Annotated in this window: 12 protein-coding genes; 2 read left to right on the plus strand and 10 right to left on the minus strand. The window is 64.8% G+C overall.

Features of this window, described 5'->3' with window-relative positions; genetic code table 11:
• Positions 1 to 9 precede the first annotated feature (9 nt).
• The 8 genes from CNX70_RS25780 to CNX70_RS25810 form a co-directional block, all read right to left on the minus strand.
• Complete coding sequence (locus tag CNX70_RS25780) at positions 10 to 2286, minus strand: DUF3141 domain-containing protein (RefSeq protein WP_096237883.1); 2277 nt, start codon at positions 2284 to 2286, stop codon at positions 10 to 12.
• Positions 2287 to 2334: 48 nt separating this feature from the next.
• Positions 2335 to 3459: an ABC transporter permease gene (locus CNX70_RS25785; RefSeq protein WP_034746452.1), complete on the minus strand. Its 1125-nt coding sequence runs from the start codon at positions 3457 to 3459 to the stop codon at positions 2335 to 2337.
• Position 3460: 1 nt separating this feature from the next.
• Positions 3461 to 6208, minus strand: a complete 2748-nt coding sequence (rbbA, locus tag CNX70_RS25790; RefSeq protein ID WP_096237884.1) for a ribosome-associated ATPase/putative transporter RbbA — start codon at positions 6206 to 6208, stop codon at positions 3461 to 3463.
• Positions 6209 to 6210: 2 nt separating this feature from the next.
• Positions 6211 to 7284: an HlyD family secretion protein gene (locus tag CNX70_RS25795; RefSeq protein WP_096237885.1), complete on the minus strand. Its 1074-nt coding sequence runs from the start codon at positions 7282 to 7284 to the stop codon at positions 6211 to 6213.
• Between the two features lie 18 nt (positions 7285 to 7302).
• Complete coding sequence (locus CNX70_RS25800; RefSeq protein ID WP_096237886.1) at positions 7303 to 8760, minus strand: efflux transporter outer membrane subunit; 1458 nt, start codon at positions 8758 to 8760, stop codon at positions 7303 to 7305.
• Between the two features lie 10 nt (positions 8761 to 8770).
• A complete protein-coding gene (fabI, locus tag CNX70_RS25805) occupies positions 8771 to 9556 on the minus strand; it encodes an enoyl-ACP reductase FabI (protein WP_096237887.1) in 786 nt (261 codons plus the stop codon).
• Entirely contained in the window at positions 9553 to 9738 is a 186-nt protein-coding gene (locus tag CNX70_RS28435) for a hypothetical protein (RefSeq protein ID WP_157751278.1), read from the minus strand. Before CNX70_RS28435 ends, fabI begins: the two co-directional genes overlap by 4 nt.
• A gap of 430 nt (positions 9739 to 10168) precedes the next feature.
• Positions 10169 to 11611: an IgA Peptidase M64 gene (locus CNX70_RS25810; RefSeq protein ID WP_096237888.1), complete on the minus strand. Its 1443-nt coding sequence runs from the start codon at positions 11609 to 11611 to the stop codon at positions 10169 to 10171.
• Between the two features lie 214 nt (positions 11612 to 11825).
• Between CNX70_RS25810 and CNX70_RS25815 the strand changes: the two genes are divergently transcribed.
• Positions 11826 to 12428: a TetR/AcrR family transcriptional regulator gene (locus CNX70_RS25815; protein WP_096237889.1), complete on the plus strand. Its 603-nt coding sequence runs from the start codon at positions 11826 to 11828 to the stop codon at positions 12426 to 12428.
• An 8-nt stretch (positions 12429 to 12436) separates the two neighbouring features.
• On the plus strand, positions 12437 to 13621 hold the full coding sequence (locus tag CNX70_RS25820) for a DUF418 domain-containing protein (RefSeq protein WP_208624468.1): 1185 nt from the start codon (positions 12437 to 12439) through the stop codon (positions 13619 to 13621).
• An 8-nt stretch (positions 13622 to 13629) separates the two neighbouring features.
• Here CNX70_RS25820 and CNX70_RS25825 read toward each other — a convergent pair whose 3' ends face one another.
• Together CNX70_RS25825 and CNX70_RS25830 are read right to left on the minus strand one after the other, a co-directional pair.
• Complete coding sequence (locus CNX70_RS25825) at positions 13630 to 14883, minus strand: cyanophycinase (RefSeq protein WP_096237891.1); 1254 nt, start codon at positions 14881 to 14883, stop codon at positions 13630 to 13632.
• Positions 14884 to 15027: 144 nt separating this feature from the next.
• Complete coding sequence (locus tag CNX70_RS25830) at positions 15028 to 17796, minus strand: TonB-dependent receptor (protein WP_096237892.1); 2769 nt, start codon at positions 17794 to 17796, stop codon at positions 15028 to 15030.
• Positions 17797 to 17806: the final 10 nt, after the last annotated feature.

Below are 17806 nucleotides of genomic sequence, written 5' to 3' on the forward strand. Positions count from 1 at the left end.
CATGGTCTTCTAGGCAGAGGTAGTGTTTTTGGCAGGTTTGGCCTGGATAGCAGGCTGGGACGCAGTTTGAGATGCGCGCGCGGCCGGTGGCAGCGCCTTCGCGTGCGCCTTGACCGCGCGATCGAAGACCTCCAGCATTTGCTGCAGGCTCGCTTCCTCATCCGGCGTCGGCGCTTCGGGCACTTGCAGCACTTGCTGCAGCCATTCGCCCAGCGCGCCGATGGCATCCGGTTCGGCGCGTGCCAGCAAAGTCGGCAAGGCGGCGATGGCGGCATCGAAATCATGCAGCATCAAACGCGCCTGCTGGCGCACGATGCCGCGGAATTCTTCCATACTGAAGCCCTGCGTGTACTGCGGCTTGACCAACTTGAGGGCCAGGTTGACCCTGCGCTCGTCGGCGATCATGCGGAAGCGGTAGATGTAGAACAGCGCGCGCACGGCCGCTTCCACCAGGCCGCCATGCTGCATGTCCGCGTCCATCTTGAGCGTTTCGCAACGCACGTATTCGCAATGCTCGGGCGAGATACCGGGATGCGGGCGCGGCGGCGTGGTGTCGCCGAGGGCTTGTCCCGTCAGCGCCTGCACCAGGGGCGAACCGTACACCAGGTCGAAGGTCGTTTCCTGCACCGTATCGCGCCAGTCGCGCCAGCTGTTCAAGCCGGCCGTGATGGCGCCGGAGATGGCCTCTTGCATGGCCAGCAGCGGATTGTCCGGCGCCACCGGCTGGCGGTGCGCACGCACTTTTTCCGCCTCCTTGGCCACCAGCTTGGCCAGCGGATTGTGGTCCGTCCAGCGCTCGTACGAGACGCGCAGCGGATGCGTGAGCTGCAGCAAGCGCGCCGACTGCGGCGTGACCATGGCGCGCACCCACGGCTGCGCAAACGTGCGGTACAACGCCAGGTTCACTTCGGACACGCGCGCGGCGGCGGCGAACTTGCGGTCATTTTCCACGCTTGGCTGCACGATGGCGCGCACATCCTCGATGCCGCGGTGCTCGACCTGCAGCACGTAGTCGCCGCTGGCCAGGTCCGCGTTCGGCGTATCGGGCGTCTTGTCGACGATCCGCGCTTCGTAAATGCCGGCCGGCAGCAGGTTGATCAGGTCGATATTGCTGGCAAATTTCTGGTGTTCTTTGTGGCCTACCTTGGCCGAGACGAAAATGCCCAGGTGGCCGATGCTGTCATGCACGGCATACACGATGGTCTGGTCGTGCAGCAGCACATCGTTGTCGTCGCGGTACAGGTCCGTGATCCAGCCCAGCGCCTGCGGCGGCGGCGTGATGTTGTCGCCGTTCGAGCAGAACACGACGATGGGCGAACGGATATTGCGCAAGTCCAGGCGCACGCCGTCGGAGGTTATCAACTCCGCCGTGGCCAGGCGGTTGCCGATGAACAGATTGTCGACGATGTACTGCATCTCGACGTCGTTGAGGAACACGTGGCCGCCCCAGTATTTTTCAAATTCCAGATAACGGGGCGCTTCCGTATCGATGTTCGCGTACAGGTTGTACTGCTTGCCCCACAGGGTATTGGCCGGGTTCAGCTTCTCGAAATTCTGCACCAGGCTGGCGCCGTCGAAACGGCCCTTGCCCAGGTCGCCCGCCAGGGCCGTGGCCCAGCTGCCGCCCATCAGGCCACCCGCATAGCGCATCGGATTGCGGCCATGCCAGCCGGCCCAGTACGACACGGGCGCGCCAGCCACGATGATGGGGCCGAACAGCTCCGGGCGCATGGCCGCCGTCATGAGGATTTGCCAGCCCGCCTGGCAATTGCCGATGACGACAGGCTTGCCTTCGCTCTGCGGATGCAGGGCGATGACTTTTTCCAGGAAGGCCGCCTCGGCGTGCATCACGTCTTCCACCGTCTGTCCCGGCACGGGATCGGGCAGGAAGCCGATGAAGTAGCACGGGTGGCCGGCGCGCAGGGCCACGCCGATTTCGCTCTCGGCCTTGAAGCCGCCGATGCCGGGACCGTGACCGGCGCGCGGGTCGACGACGACGAACGGCCGCTTGGCTTGATCTGGCTCCGGTGCATCTGGCGTCAATATGCGCGCCAGGCCGTAGTTGACGGGACGCGCCAGCTCCAGGCCGGACATCACCAGTTCGGCGGGAAAGTCCAGTACGTTCGGCACTTCCTCGGCCAGATGCTCCTGGTACTGGTTGCCACGCCGGCGCATCACGTCCGCGTACAGCACGATGCGCTGCCACGAGTCGCGCGCATAGTCGCCCAGCACGCCCAGCGACGGCAAGCCGCCGGTGGAGAAAAATGGAGCAGTTTCGATCTTCATGGCTATCCTTTTCATGCAAACAAACGCCGGAACATTCCGGCGCGGGGGCTACGCCATCTGGCTGATGGTCTTGCGAAAGCGCGCCAGCGCGAAGGTAAACAAGGCCGTGCCGATGGCCAGCAGGGCCAGGAACGGTTTCCACACCACGTCGATGCCGGCGCCCCGGTACAGGATCGCCTGGCTCAGTTCGACGAAATGCGTGGTCGGAGCGATCAGCATGATGTTCTGCACCAGTTCGGGCATGCTTTCGCGCGGCGTGCTGCCGCCCGAAAGCATCTGCAGCGGCAGCAGCACGAGGATCAACAGCATGCCAAACTGCGGCATGCTGCGCGCCACGGTGGCCAGAAAAATGCCCATCGAGGTGGTGGCAAACAGGTGCAAGGCTGCGCCGCACAGGAACAGCGCGATCGAGCCTTCGATCGGCACATGCAGCATGCCGCGCACCACCAGGTTCAGCGACAGGGCGGCGGCCAGCAGCACCACCAGGCCCATCGACCAGACCTTGCCCAGCATGATTTCGGCCGGCGTCACGGGCATCACCAGCAAGTGCTCGATGGTGCCGTGTTCGCGCTCGCGGATCAGCGCCGCACCCGTCAAAATGATCGACAGCATCGTCACCTGGTTGATGAGTTCCATCAGCGAACCAAACCACGCCTGGCTCAGCGAAGGATTGAAGCGCGCACGCATCACCAGCTCCACCGGCGAGACCGTCGCGCCGCGATAGCGCTTGGCGAATTCCGATATTTCGCCGGCGACGATCTGCTGGATGTAGCCGCTGCCGCTGAAGGCCTGGCTCATGCGCGTGGCGTCCACGTTCAGCTGCAGCTCCGCCTGGCGCCCACCCAGCACGTCCGCCTGCAGCTTGGGCGGGATGGTCAGCACGAAGGTGTACTGGCCCGCGTCCAGGCCCGCATCGACCTGGCTCTGGTTGATCATGGCCGGCGGCGTGAACTGCGGCGGAAAGAAGGCCGAGGCGATGCGCCCGGACAGCGGCGAGCCATCCTCGTCGACGATGGCAATCGAGGCCATGTGCAGGGTTTCCGGCTTGGCCGTGGCGGCCACGTAGATGGCCAAAGTGAAGGTGTAGAGGATCAGGATCAGCATCATCGGATCGCGGATCAGGCTCCAGATTTCCTTCACGCCCAGGCGGTAAATATTTTCAAGATGCCGCATATCAGCTCTCCTGTTTCTTCAGCAGCGCCACCGTCACGCCGAGGATCACGGGGATCGCCACGATCAGGGGCCAGAACGAGGCGTGCAGGTCGCCAAAGCCCAGCGCCTTGTTGAACACGCCGCGACTGATATTGAGCATGTGCGTGGCCGGATACATCAGGCCGATCGCCTTGCCCACGCCTTCCATCGAGGAGACGGGATTGAGCAGGCCGGAAAACTGGATGGCCGGGATCATGGTGCCGATCATGGTCACGAACAGGGCTGCGATCTGGCTGCGCGTAAACGTCGAAGCGAACAGGCCGATGCCGGTGGCGCAGATATTGAAGATGAACGTGGCGCCGATCAGGGTCAGCAGACTGCCCTTGATCGGCACGCCAAAGGCGGTCACCGCCAGCAGCGCCATGAGGGCGAAGTTGAACATGGCCAGCACGACGTACGGCACCTGCTTGCCGAGCAAGAATTCCAGGCGCGTGACGGGCGTCACGTACAGGTTGATGATGGAGCCCAGTTCCTTTTCACGCACCACGGACAGCGCCGCCAGCATGGCCGGCAGCATCAGCAGCAGCAGGGGAATCACGGCCGGTACCATGGCCGGCAGGCTTTTCACGTCGGGGTTGTAGCGGTAGCGCGTCTGGATGGCGACGGGATTGCTCATCGTGATGCCATAGCGGTGCAGGGCCTGGTCGGCCAGCCATAGCTGATGCATGCCCTGCACGTAGCCCTGCACGGTTTCGGCGCGCATCGGCATGGCGCCGTCGATCCAGGCGCCCACCTGGGCTGGCGCGCCGCGCTGCACGTCGCGCGCAAAGCCGGGCGGAATCTCGATCGCCAGCGACAGTTCGCCGCTGCGCATGCGCTTGTCGATATCGGCATAGTCGCGCAGCGGCGCTCGCTCGACGAAGTAGCGCGAACCGGCCAGGTTGTTCGTGTAATTCTGGCTCAGGGTGGTCTGGTCGTGGTCGAGCACCGCATAACTGAGGTCTTCCACATCCAGGCTGATGCCGAAGCCGATGACGAACAACAGCAGCACGGAGCCGCCCAGCGCCAGGGTCAGGCGCACGGGGTCGCGCCGCAATTCCAGCGTTTCGCGCCACATGTAGCTGAGCATGCGCCCCAGGCTGAAGCGGCTGCGCGGCTGCTTCTGCTGCGGTGCCTGCACTGCCGCCTTTTGCCCCGGCGCCTCGCTTTCCTGCGCTTCGGCCGCTGCCGTGCCGCCGCCCGCCTCTTCCAGGTAGGCGATGAAGGCCGCTTCCAGCGAGGGCGCGCCCTTCTTGCGTACCAGTTCGGCCGGCGCATCGCTGACCAGCACTTTACCGGCATGCATCAGCGAGATGCGGTCGCAGCGCTCCGCCTCGTTCATGAAGTGGGTGGAAATGAAAATGGTGACGCGGTCGCGCCGCGCCAGCTCGATCATCAGGCGCCAGAAATTGTCGCGCGCGATCGGGTCGACGCCGGACGTGGGCTCGTCGAGGATCAGCATTTCCGGCTTGTGCACCATGGCCACGGCCAGCGACAAACGCTGGCGTATGCCCAACGGCAGGCTGTCGGGCAGGTCGTCCATCACCTCGCGCAAGTCGAAGCGCTGCGCCATTTCGTCGATGCGGGCAGCGATTTGTGCTTCCGGCACGTGGAACAGGCGCGCATGCAGCACCAGGTTCTGGCGCACTGTCAGTTCGCTGTACAGCGAGAATGCCTGCGACATGTAGCCGACCCTGCGGCGCGTATCGATATCGTTGGAATCGACTTCCTTGCCGAACAGCCAGGCCTTGCCTTCCGTTGCCGGCAGCAGGCCCGTGAGCATCTTCATGGTGGTCGACTTGCCGCAGCCGTTCGAGCCGAGAAAGCCGAAAATCTCGCCGCGGCCGATGCGGAAATTCACATGGTCGACGGCCGTAAAATCGCCGAAGCGCATGGTCAGGTCTTGCGCCTCGATGGCGACGTCCTGCGCGCTGGCAGCGTCCAGCGGCGTGATCACCACAGGCTGGTGACCCGCGCGCTTGGCTTCCGGCAGCAGCTTGATGAAGGCCGCCTCCAGGTTGTCGCTTTGCGTGCGCGCCAGCAGTTCGGCCGGCGTGCCCGTATCAAGCACCTTGCCGTCATCCATGGCCACCAGCCAGTCGAAGCGCTGCGCCTCGTCCATGTAGGCGGTGGCGACCATCACGCTCATTTGCGGGCGCTGCACGCGAATGCCGGCGATCAGGTCCCAGAACTGGGCCCGCGCCAGCGGATCGACACCGGTGGTCGGTTCATCGAGAATGAGCAGATCGGGATCGTGGATCAGGGCGCAGCACAGGCCCAGTTTCTGCTTCATGCCGCCCGACAGCTTGCCCGCCGGGCGCGCCAGGAAGGGGTGCAAGCCCGTGCTGCGGGTCAGCTGGTCGATGCGGCGGCGGCGTTCGGCGGCATCGTGGCCGAACAGGCGCGCGAAAAACTGCAGGTTTTCCTCGACCGACAGGGTCGGATACAGATTCTTGCCCAGGCCTTGCGGCATGTAGGCGATGCGCGGACAGACGTCGTCGCGATGGCGCGCATCGCGCATGTCGCCGCCCAGCGCCATGACGCTGCCCTGCTGCACGGCGCGCGCGCCGGCCACCAGCGACAGCAGGCTCGATTTGCCCACGCCATCGGGCCCGATCAAGCCGACCATGCGGCCGGCCGGCACATCGAGGTCGATGGCGTCGAGCGCCACCGTCTTGCCGTAATGCTGGCTGACGCCCTTGATGCTGACGACAAATGGGGTCACGTCCATGCTCACTGCGGAACTTTGGCCGTCAGTTCAGCCGGCCATGCCTGCTGCGCATCGAGACGTACCCAGGCCACGCCGGGCAAGCCCACCTTGACCAGCGCCAGGTGCTTTTGCAGCAGCTCGCGGCTGATCTGCGCTTTCACGCGGAACATCAGCTTCTGGCGCTCGCTGGCCGTTTCTACCGTCTTCGGCGTGAACTGCGCGCTAGCAGCGACAAAGGAAATCGTTGCCGGAATCACGTAGTTGGGCGCCGCATCGAGGATGATGCGCACTTCGCCGCCCATCGCCACCTTGCCGGCCGCCGTCTCGGGCAGGAAGAAGGTCATGTAGACGTCCGACAGATCGACCAGGTTGAGCACCTTGCCGCCACCGGCCAGTACTTCGCCCTGCTGCGCCACCAGGTACTGCACGCGGCCGTCGCGCGGCGCCGCCAGCTGGCCATCGGCCAGGTCGGCGTCGATGCGCGCGGTGGTCGCTTCGGCGGCCGTCACGGCGGAACGCGAACCGACCACTTGCGCCCTGGCCGCGTCGATGGCAGCCTGCGCCGCCGTGACCTGCGCCTTGGCCGCATTCAGGGCTGCGGTCACGCTGCGCACGCGGGCGCGGTCATCGTCGAGTTCCTGCACCGAGGAAGCGCCCTCCTTCGACAAGGTTTCCGAGCGGGCCAGGCGGCGGCGGGCCGCATCGAGTTCGCTTTCGCGCTGCGCCACCAGGGCCAGCGCGGCCGCCTTGTCGCTCTCGCGCACGGCCACCTGCGCCTGCGCACCGACCACCGCGTCGGAGGCCTGCTGCTGGCGCGCGCGCGCCTCGTCGCGCTGGGCAGTCAGCGAGTCCACCTGCATGCTGGCCAGCGGCTGGCCCGCCTTGACGAAGTCGCCCTCGCGCACGAGGATCTCCTTGACCCTTCCGGCCAGCTTGGTGGCGACGTCGATTTCGGTCGCTTCGATGCGGCCATTGCCGCTGACAAAACCTTCACCGGGGCCGGTAGGACGCATTTTTTGCCAGGCCACATAGCCCAGCACGAGAACGGCCACGACCAGCGCAGCGGGGATGAGTTTTTTCTTCAGTTGAGCATTCATGGTATCGGGGCGATCAAATTAGTGGGTGGAAGCGGCGGCGGCGACAGGCGCGCCGCCGCCCAGCGCGGCATACAGGCTGACCTGGCTGGAGAGCAGCGCGCGGCGCGTTTGCACCAGTTGCTGCTCGACCGTCAGCAGGTCGCGCTGCGCATCGAGCACTTCGAGGTAGGGCGCGGCGCCATTGTCATAGCGCAGCTTGGCCAGGCGCGCGCGTTCGCTCTGCGCGGCCAGGGTGGTCTTGCCGATGTCGACCTGCAGCGCCAGCCAGCGCCGGTTCGACAACGCGTCGGCCACTTCGCGAAACGCGCCCTGCACGCTCTTTTCATAATTGGCCACGGCCACGTCGCGGCGTACCTCGGCCAGGTCCATGTTGGCGCGGATGCGGCCCGCGTCAAAGATCGGCAGCACCAGGCGCGGCGCGAAATTCCAGGCGCCGCTGCCAGAATCGAACAGGCCGCTCAATTCCGCGCTGGCCGTGCCGTAGGCGGCCGTCAGCGAAATGGTCGGGAAGAAGGCGGCCCGCGCGGCGCCGATATTGGCTTGCGCGGCGCGCAGCTGATGCTCGGCCGCCACCAGGTCGGGGCGCTGCGTGAGTAAAGCCGAGGGCAGGCCCGCATGCAGCGGCTGCAGCACGCTGGCATCGTCGAAGCGGCGCACGTCACCAGCCCCCGGCGTCAGGTCGACCGGGCCGCCCACCAGCTGGGCCAGCGCATGCGCTTGCACGGCGCGCGCCTGCTCCAGCTGCGCCGACAGCGAGAGGGCCTGGCTGAGCAGGGTTTCCACCTGCGTCAGGTCCAGCTTGGAAATCGAACCGACCTCGAAGCGGCGCGTAAAGATGCGCAGCGACTCGGCACGGCTGTCGACCGTGGCGCGCGCCAGCGCCACCCGTTCATCGAGTTCGCGCAAGCTCAGGTAGCCATTGGCCACCTGCGCCACCAGGGCCACGCCGACGGCACGGCGCGCCTCGTCGCTGGCCAGCAGGGTTTGCAGCGCGCTGTCCTTCAGGCTGCGCACGCGGCCCCAGAAATCAAGCTCCCAGGCGCTCACGTTCAAGCCCGTTTGGTACTGCGCGCTCGTCATGGGGCGGCCCGTCACGCTCAGGTCACCAGGCACGCGCGCACGGCTGCCGGAGGCGCCCAGCGCAATGGTGGGGAATTGTTCCGCGCGCTGGATGCCATACGCGGCGCGCGCCTCTTCCACGCGCAGGGCGGCGATGCGAATATCGCGGTTGCTGGCCAGCGCCTGCGCAATCAGCGCCTGCAGGCGCGCGTCGGCAAAGTAGGCTTGCCAGGCGATGTTCGCCGCGTGCGCGCCGGCGGGATCGGTTTCCGGATACTGCGCCGCCACGGGTAGCGGCGGTGGCGCATACGGCGGCGCCATCGAGGCGCAGCCGGCCAGGGCCAGCGTGGCGGCCAGTCCAGTGGCCAGCGCGGCCATCCTGGCGCACGCAGATAAAGCGGGAACAGGCATGATCATCTTCTTCCAGTCAATTCAGAATGTTGTAGCCGCCGTCGACATACAAGGTGCCGCCGGTGATGGCGCGCGCGCCGTCGCCGGCGAGGAAGGCGCATAGCGCGCCCACGTCCTCGATGGTGGCCAGGCAGCGCATGGGCGAGCGTTCGATGGCGTCGGCCATCAGGCGGTCGAAATGGGCAATGCCGGAAGCGGCCCGCGTCTCCAGGGGCCCCGGCGAGATGGCATTGACGCGGATGCCTTGCGGACCCAGTTCCGCAGCCAGGTAGCGCACCGATGCTTCCAGCGCCGCCTTCACGGGACCCATCAGACCATAGTCGGCGATGACTTCCTCGGCGCCCAGGTAACTCATGGTCATCAGGCTGCCACCGTCCGGCATCAGCGGTTCGGCCAGCTTCGCCATGCGCATGAAGGAGTGGCACGAGATATCCATCGCCTGCGCGAAGCCGTCGGCCGAACTGTCCGTGACGCGGCCATGCAAGTCTTGTTTGGGCGCGTAAGCGATGGAATGGACGACGAAATCGAGCCGCCCCCACTGCTGCTCGATCTGCGCAAACAGCGCTTCGAGCTGGCCTGGCACGGCCACGTCGAGGGGCGCCATGATGGCCGCCTGCACTTGCTGCGCCAGCGGCTCCACATGCGGACGCGCCTTGTCATTGAGCCAGGTCACGGCCAGTTCGGCACCGGCCGCGCGCAATGCGCTGGCGCAGCCCCAGGCGATGCTTTGCGCGTTGGCGATGCCGACCACAAGCCCACGCTTGCCCTGCAAAGGCAAGTACTGCTGCAAGGCGCCCGTCATGCCTGAACTGGACGCAGGGCGGGCCAGGGCGTGGCCGCATGCACGCAGCGCACCGCGCCGGCACGCATGGCGGCGGCGCACATGGCCAGGGTGACGCCACCGGCGCGCGCATACGGCAAAGCAATGGGAGTGTGGGGGTGTAAGGTACTGCACGCGTCAGGCGCGGGAATCTGCATCTTCATGAATCGGGCTTCCGTCACTGAAATTCGAGGCCAGCACCAGTGCATTCTCGGGGAACTGGTACGGGGCGAAAATTACTCTACAGCATTTAGATACGTGATTCCCGATAAGTCCGGTCCGCATGCATAAAGCTTTTGAGCTAGGTCAACTATAAGTGCGATTGCGGCAATGCAGCATTGATGTAAATCAAATTTTACCTCAATATTATCTAAATGAAATATTTTTCAAGCAAGCGTGCGGGCATGCATATTTGATAATACTGCTGGGCTGACGGGAAGAAAAGAGACTTTTCCAGCGCAGATGAACATTGCTTGAAACACAAGCAGCGCTGGACGGCGGCGGATGACAGGCGCTGGGGGAGAGATGGAATGGGGGCCATGCTATTGCATTGCAACATGGCCGCCATGCCTTACGGAACTGCGCTGAACGGCATTATTGGCGCGGCGCCGCCGCAGGACGCGAATACAGGTCGATGATGGTGCTGATGCCATCCTGGCATACGGAGCAGAACGTCTCGCTGCGGTCGAACATGATGCACTGCATCTCGGGGCGGTAGTAGCCGGACGACTCATAGTTCGCGCCTTCGAAGGCGCCCACCGCATGGCGCTGCGGCGCCTTCGAGAACAGCTGCTGCGTGTACGCCAGGTCAGCCTTGAACAAGTCGCTCATCTCGCTTTCCGGGCGGTTGGCCGCGCGCAGGGCGGCGCGCTGCTTCTGGTATTCGCGCGCATGGCTGTCGTACGCTTCCTTCGGCCACGGCGTGGGCAGCGGCGTGCCGGCCTTGACGTGGTTCTGCCATTTCAGCCTGGCCGGATCGCGCAGCGCCGTGGCATTCGGCTCCCACGGTTCCTGCCGCTCGCCATTTGACTGATAGGCCACGGGCGAGGTGTAGTATTCGTCGGCCAGGCCGGCAAAGTGGTGGCCGAATTCATGCACGAACAGGTAATTGGCCCAGTCGTTGTTGGCTGCGGCCGTGCTGAACTGGCCGAAGATGCCGCCACCGCCGTAGGTATCGTTATTCACGAGGATTTCGATGAATTCATACGGCGCATACTGCGCCAGGTCGCGCAGCGCGCGGTTGTCGGTGGTCAGTACATAACGCTCGCTGCCGAAGATATCGTAGCGCGTGCCCAGCGGCGACGCATGGTGCACGCCCGTCGATGGACGCGACACGCCCGATTCCTGCGTCGGCGCGGCCATGGCCCACACATTGAAGTCATCGGCCCGCTCGCGAAATGGCGACACCGTAAACAGATGTTCGGCCAGTTTGCGCGCCGTCGCTTCGAATTTGCCCATTTCGGCGGCCGTGTAGCCGTCGCCCATGATCAGCAGGTCGACCTTCCCGGACGAAGGGCCACTGATGCGGATCGGTATCGGCTTGACGGGTGCCGGCGGCTGCTTGCGAATCACGTCCTGCGCGGCCGGGTCGACATCGGTACTCCACACAACGGAAAACAGGCCGCGCTCGTCGCGCTTGAGGATGCGCACGCGCACGGGGAGCTCGGGCTGCGGGAAACGCACGGATTCCTGGAACGCGCGCGTGGTGGTTTTCGCTTCGTCGGTACTGGCCCATTCACCGAAAATGGTAGAAAAACCGCGCGAATACAGCACCTTGCCCGACTTGATATCGACCACTTCCAGCAAGTTGTTGCCACGGTTGCTGTCGTCGATGGGACGCGCCAGATTGCCCGGCCATGGCAAGGGTTCGACCAGCACGCGCTCGACCGCATAATGCTCGCCCAGCGCATTGCCGCTGTGCTGGTAATCGAGGCGCATGGTGGCCGGCTGGGCGACACCGGCAGCGTGCGCGACAGGGACGATGCCGGCGGCCAGCGCCAGCGCGCAGAGGAAGGATCGAATCGGGGTCTGCTGCATTTCATTCCTGACACGGTAGAAAAACGGGTAAAAGAAGCGGTTTTCCAAACAAACAGCGGCGCCAGCGGCGGGCATGGAAAAATCCGGTGCGGCACATTGTAGCGACAGGAATACGCACTGCAAAGCACCTATTTCACGCACCCGCTTGACCGCGCCACGCAATCCATTTATATTAGACTGACTAGTCGATCAATTAAAAGGAGAGCCAACCGCCATGCGCACCATCGATCCCGGCAAACACGCGGCCCGTCGCGATGCCATTCTCGCCGCCGCGCGCAGCTGCTTCGCGCGCAAGGGCTTTCACCAGACCAGCACCGCCGCCATCTGCGCGCAAGCGGGCATGAGTCCCGGCAACCTGTTTCATTACTTCCCCACCAAGCAAGCCATCATCGCCGCCATCGTCGACCAGGAAGGCGGCGAGACGGCCGCCTATTTCGCCGGCGTGCAAGCCAGCGATGATGCGTACGGCACCCTGCTCGATTTCATGGACCTGGTACTGGCACTGGCGGCAGACGCGGACTTTGCGGGACTAACACTGGAAATAGCGGCCGAGGCGATGCGCGACACGGATATCGCGGCCAGGGTGGCGCGCAACGATGCCGTGCTGCGCGCCGGCGTGCAGGCGCTGCTGGAAAGCGCTGCTGCGCGAGGCCAGGTCGACGCCGCGCTCGACCCCGCGCAAACGGCCGGCTGGATCGCCGCGCTGATCGACGGCATCTTCAACCGGGTCGCCGTCGATCCCCATTACGCGCCGCCGGCGCAGCGCGCCAGCCTGCACCTGTTATTGGCGCGCTTCCTGCGCCCTGCCCTGGCATGAGCGCCGTCATGCAAACCCCGCCGGCGCGCATCGCCGACGTCGACGCCCTGCGCGGCTGCGCCCTGTTCGGCATTTTGGTCGTCAATATCGGCGCCTTCGCCACGCCCTGGTTCGGCCTGGGCTTGACCGATCCGGCCTTTCACGGCGGCGTGGACCGCGCCACGCATTTTCTCGTCGCCCTACTGTTCGAGACCAAGTTCTATCTGCTGTTTTCCTTCCTGTTCGGCTACAGCTTCACCTTGCAGATGCAGGCGGCGGCGCGCGCCGGTGCGCCGTTCGTGCCGCGCATGCTGCGCCGGCAAGCGGGCCTGTGGCTGATCGGCGCCCTGCATGCCGTGTTGCTGTTTCATGGCGACATACTCACCACCTACGCCGTGCTGGGCATCGTGCTGCTGGCGCTGCACCGCTGCGGAGAACGCCAGGCACTGTCCCTGGCCTTGATGCTCGTCACCGTCTGCGTGGCGTTCTGGGGATGGATGGCCTGGCTGCAAAGCCTGCAGCCGGCGGGCGACGCGGCGGACAACGCCGTGGCGATGGCGCAGAAAGCGGCAAGCGCGCTGGCCGCCTGGCGCGCCACCCCGGCCACAGTCGTCCATCAGCACTTGCGCGAACTGAGTGACATCTGGATCGTCCTGCTGCTGGTGCAAGCGCCATGCGCGCTGGCCATGTTCCTGTGCGGCCTGGCCGCCGGCAAGCGCGAGATGCTGCTGCACGCAAGCGCGTATCTGCCGCTGCGCCGCCGTCTGCTGTGGGCCGGGTTGCTGGTGGGCCTGCCCGGCGCTGCCTTCTACGCGTGGACGTCCGTGTATGCGCAAAGCCAGGCATGGCAGGTGGCGGGACTGGCCGTGGGCCTGGCGAGCGCGCCGCTGCTGGCCGGCGCTTACCTGGCGCTGGCACTGGCCCTGTTCGAGCGCCTGCGCGGTGGCACGCTGTTTTCCCTGCTGGCCGATACGGGCCGCATGGCCCTGTCGAACTACCTGCTGCAGTCGGCCATCTGTGCCTGGCTGTTTCTCGCGTATGGCGCACGGCTGATGGGCAGCGTCTCGCCGCTCGGGGCGCTGGCGCTGGCCGTCATCATCTTCAGCCTGCAGCTGCCACTGAGCCGCCGGTGGCTGCGCGGCCACGCGTATGGCCCCGTCGAGTGGCTGCTCAGGGCATTGACGATCGCCGCATGGCCCCGCTGGCGGCGATAGCGCGCCGCCTATTTGTAGCGGTACAGCGGCTGGCGCAGCTGGATCGGGCGGATATCGAGGCGCAGCTTCAGCACCGAATACGCTTCCGCCTCGGTCGAACTGTAGCCGACGCTGTTGACGGTCTTGCTGAACCTGAATTCAAAACCCAGGTCCGGGTACGGGTCGCGCGGGTTGCCGAAGGCGATGCCGATGGCTTCCTGCTGCGCGTTGTCGATCAGGTTGCCCATCAGGTCCAGCACGGCGTTATTGCCGAGGATATCGTTGGTAAACACAGGTTCGCGCATGTCGGGCTGGTTCGGATCGAGCTTGTTGTCGGCCTTGTCCGGCGAGGGTGTAAACACGCGCGTGACGAGGTTGAATTTGTCGCCCCGGTCCAGGTAGCTGATGGCCGCGTTGCTGATATTGAAATTTTTCACACCACGGTCGCTGATGGCGCCCGACAAGTCGATCAGCAAGGCGCCGCTGTAGCCGATGACTTCCACGTCGCGCATGGCGTCGACCACCATGGCGCTGTTTTCATCGATACCCAGCCCCAGGTGATAGCCTTTTTTCAGCATCACGGGAATCATGCGCGCAAAGCGCCCGCGTACCAGCAGATGCTGGTCCACGAAGACATCGCTGCCGATGAAGCCCAGCCCCGGCGCAATCTCGCGGCCATCCGTGACGCCCATCTTGAGCATGTCGAGCACGGGCTTGGCATCGTAGAACATGGTGGTGCTCATGATGGCGGCGCCGGCGCTGGAACCGGCGATCACGCCGCCATTGCGGTAGACCGACCAGATGGCTTCCAGCGCGGCCGTGCGGCTGCCGTCCGGGCGCAGCAAGGCTTGCGTGATGCGGCCCTGGTCGCCGCCAGCAAAATAGATGCCGCTGGCCGACTTGATCTGCGTGACGATGGCCGGATCTTCGGCCGCCTTGCGGTAATCGCGATTGGGCAGCTTGACGGCCAGCGGCACGAAAAAGGCATCGGCGCCATATTGATTGAGTTTTTGGATGATGCTTTCACCCGACTTTTCCGGATTCATCGCGGCCGAGGCCAGCACGGCGATCCGCGCGCCCGGCCCGCCCGACAACTTGACGATGCGCTGCCAGACTTCGGCATTGTCGGCGCGCAGGCCGCCGCCAATGATGACGAGGGTGCCCTGCGGGGCGCTGCCGATGGCACTGCCGCCAGGCGCCGCCACGGCATGGAAGCTGCACAATGCCAGCGCGAACAGCAGCGCGGCGCGGAAGGTGTGATACAGGCTTGAAGATGATTTCATGGTGCCTCTCGAATACATGGAAAGGGGCACGCGCCTGGCGCGCGCCCTTGCTGCCAAAACTGCTGCTTGCAACCTACGCCATCGAGCTACGATACTACCCGCTGCGTGTGACAGCCGTATTGCGGTATCTCCTGCTTTGCCGCCCTACTTGAAGCTGTAATTGGCGCTGGCATAGAAGCGCCGGCCGCGCGGGTCCGAATAAGTAGGGTCATAGCCGGACAGGAAGAAGTACGCCTGGTTCGAGTACGGCGGGCTGGTATTGAACAGATTCTGTATGCCCGCGCGCAGCTTGAACTGCTTGCTGACCGCATACGCACCCGACATGTCCCACAGCGTGTAGGCCTTCACCCGGTTCGGCTTGACCACGCTGCCGTCGTCCGTGTTGATGGCCGAATTCTGGTCATCATAGCCGCTCGAATACGTGTTCGACAGGCTGGCCGAATACGGGCCATTATCCCAGTCCAGCGTGATCGTATGGCGCCAGCGCTGCACCACGCCGTCCGTGACGAATTTATTCAAGTTACTGATAAAAACGTCTCCGGGGCTGGTCTGGATTTTCGAGTCGAGCACATACGTGCCGCTCAGGTGGCCGCCGAAACGCCCCCACGCCGTTTTCACGCCATGCAGGTCGGCCGTGATATCGATGCCCGCGGCTTTTTGCGCGCCGCGGTTTTCCTTGCGCAGCTCGATGTAGTCGATCCCATTGTCTTCATCGCGGTGCACCAGGTTGCCGTATTTGGCCAGGTTGGACAGGATGATGTCGTCGCCGATTTCGCTGATCAGGTCCGTACGCTTGATGTTCCAGTAATCAAAGCTGAAGGTCCAGTGCTGGCTGGGCTCGAGCACCAGGCCGGCCGTGAACTGGCGGCTGCGTTCCGGTTTCAGCTTGTCGTTGCTGTAGCGGCGCGTACGCCAGTTGTCGGCGCAGACAGAGTAGTCGTTGTCCTCGGCTTCGCAGTACACGGGATCGGGCAGGGTCGCCGTCTGGCTATAGACGGTGGGCCGGTGCAGGTCCGACATCGATGGCGCGCGGAAGCCCTTGCCGGCCGAGGCGCGCAGCAGCACCTGCTTGCTGGGCATGTAGGTCAGGCCGATTTTAGGACTCAAGGCGCCGCCCACCTGCTGGTAATGGTCATAGCGGCCCGAGAGCTGCGCCTGCCACTGCTTGCTGAATGGCAGCAGCAGTTCGCTGTAGATGGCCTGCACATTGCGGCTGTCGCTGGTGGCCACGCCCCCTTCGGGCGCTTCGTCGTTGGTGATGTTATTACTCATCAACAATGCCGATGGCCGGAAGTCCGTGCGCTCGCGCCGCACTTCGCCGCCCACGGCCAGCGCCAGGTCGCCGCCGCCCAGCGCCATCAGCGCGCGCGACACCTTGAAATCGAGCGAGTCCATGACGCCGCGCGCATGCCGCACCTCGTCGTTGATCTGGATGCTATCGAGCAGTGCCTTGCCCGCCGCGCTGGACGGGCCGAAGGGATTGATGGTGCCATCCGTGATGCCCTTTTGTAGCTGGTCGGCCAGGAGGTAGCCGTGCGTGTCCTTGTCCCTGACCACGTTGACGCTGTGATTCAAGCCCACGTCGTAATCCCAGCCGCCCACGGTGCCGGTGGCGCCCACCACGTAACGCTGGCTTTCGCTGGTCAATTCGCTGGTGCGCATGCCCGCTTCGTTCAGGCGGATGCGCAGGGCCAGCGTGTCAGTCAGACCGGCCGCGCTCAGCTGCGGCACCATGCTGGCGTCGATTTCACCATCCGGCCGCGCTGTCGATCCCACGTAATAGCTGCGCGAACGGCTCAACGCCACCTCGGCATACAGCTGGTGATCATTGTTCAATTTGAGGACGCCGCGCGTCAGCAGGTTCTGCTTGTCCGTCTTCGGATACAGCTCGGTGTCGCCCATATAGTTATAGGTACACGCATCGACGCCGCCCGTGCCCCCCGGCAGGTACACATTGGCAGGGCCGCTGCAGCCGGGAATCGACAGGTTGATCAGGCGATTCGTGATCGGCTTCCCATTGAGCAGGAAGCCCTGTTCCTGCAGGTAGTCGCGCTGGTCGCTGGAGAGGCGGATATTCGCCGGACTGGTGTAACTGGACAACAAATGACCAAGGCGTTCCGGCACATGCAGGTTCGGAATGAACTTGCGCTGCGAAGTGCTCAGGCGGTCGGTTTTTTGCAGGTCGACCACGGCAAAGATATTGTAGCCATCCGCCGCCAGGTCACCGGTGCCGGCCGTGATGCTGGCAGTGCGCTTGCCGGCCCCGCCTTCATCGGTGCGGCTGCCGTAGACATTCAGCTCCACGCCCTGGTAATCCTTGCGCGTAATAAAATTGATGACGCCGCCGATGGCGTCCGTGCCGTACAGGGCCGAGGCACCGTCGAGCAATACTTCCACGCGCTGCAGGGCGGCGGCGGGAATGTTATTCAGGTCCACGCCCGCATCGTCGCCGGGCGAGGCAAAGTTGGCCATGCGCCGGCCATTGAGCAGCACCAGGGTCGATGAGGTGCCCACGCCGCGCAGGTTGGCGCTGTTGAAGCCGCGCTGGTCGCCGCCCACATTGATGCTGACGCCATCGGTCAGGCCGCCCACGTTGGCCGACACGCGCGCCATCAGCTCGGCCGCCGTCGTCACGCCCGCCTTCTCGATATCGGCGCGCGTGATGACCTGCACCGGCAGCGCCGTCTCCGATTCCAGGCGCTTGATGGCCGAACCCGTGATCTCCACGCGCTGCATTTTTTTCGGCGCCGGCTCGCCATCGCGCGCCTGCTCCTGTTCCTGTGCCTGCGCGCCGCTGGCCAGCATGCCCAGCGCCGCCGACACGCTCAAGGCGCCCAGCGCCAGGCGCACGCCTTGCGCCAGCAGCGACTCGCGTGGCAATACGGAACGGCCGTCCTGTCTTTTCATGTGCATTGCAACTCCC

The organism is Janthinobacterium svalbardense, assembly GCF_002327145.1.
Lineage (GTDB): Bacteria > Pseudomonadota > Gammaproteobacteria > Burkholderiales > Burkholderiaceae_D > Janthinobacterium > Janthinobacterium tructae.

Bases quoted from the DNA above. Each gene is read 5' to 3' on its own strand.
- CNX70_RS25780 (WP_096237883.1), bottom strand. From the start codon at position 2,286: ATGAAGATCGAAACTGCTCCATTTTTCTCCACCGGCGGCTTGCCGTCG.
- CNX70_RS25785 (WP_034746452.1), bottom strand. From the start codon at position 3,459: ATGCGGCATCTTGAAAATATTTACCGCCTGGGCGTGAAGGAAATCTGG.
- rbbA (WP_096237884.1), bottom strand. From the start codon at position 6,208: ATGGACGTGACCCCATTTGTCGTCAGCATCAAGGGCGTCAGCCAGCAT.
- CNX70_RS25795 (WP_096237885.1), bottom strand. From the start codon at position 7,284: ATGAATGCTCAACTGAAGAAAAAACTCATCCCCGCTGCGCTGGTCGTG.
- CNX70_RS25800 (WP_096237886.1), bottom strand. From the start codon at position 8,760: ATGATCATGCCTGTTCCCGCTTTATCTGCGTGCGCCAGGATGGCCGCG.
- fabI (WP_096237887.1), bottom strand. From the start codon at position 9,556: ATGACGGGCGCCTTGCAGCAGTACTTGCCTTTGCAGGGCAAGCGTGGG.
- CNX70_RS28435 (WP_157751278.1), bottom strand. From the start codon at position 9,738: ATGAAGATGCAGATTCCCGCGCCTGACGCGTGCAGTACCTTACACCCC.
- CNX70_RS25810 (WP_096237888.1), bottom strand. From the start codon at position 11,611: ATGCAGCAGACCCCGATTCGATCCTTCCTCTGCGCGCTGGCGCTGGCC.
- CNX70_RS25815 (WP_096237889.1), top strand. From the start codon at position 11,826: ATGCGCACCATCGATCCCGGCAAACACGCGGCCCGTCGCGATGCCATT.
- CNX70_RS25820 (WP_208624468.1), top strand. From the start codon at position 12,437: ATGCAAACCCCGCCGGCGCGCATCGCCGACGTCGACGCCCTGCGCGGC.
- CNX70_RS25825 (WP_096237891.1), bottom strand. From the start codon at position 14,883: ATGAAATCATCTTCAAGCCTGTATCACACCTTCCGCGCCGCGCTGCTG.
- CNX70_RS25830 (WP_096237892.1), bottom strand. From the start codon at position 17,796: ATGCACATGAAAAGACAGGACGGCCGTTCCGTATTGCCACGCGAGTCG.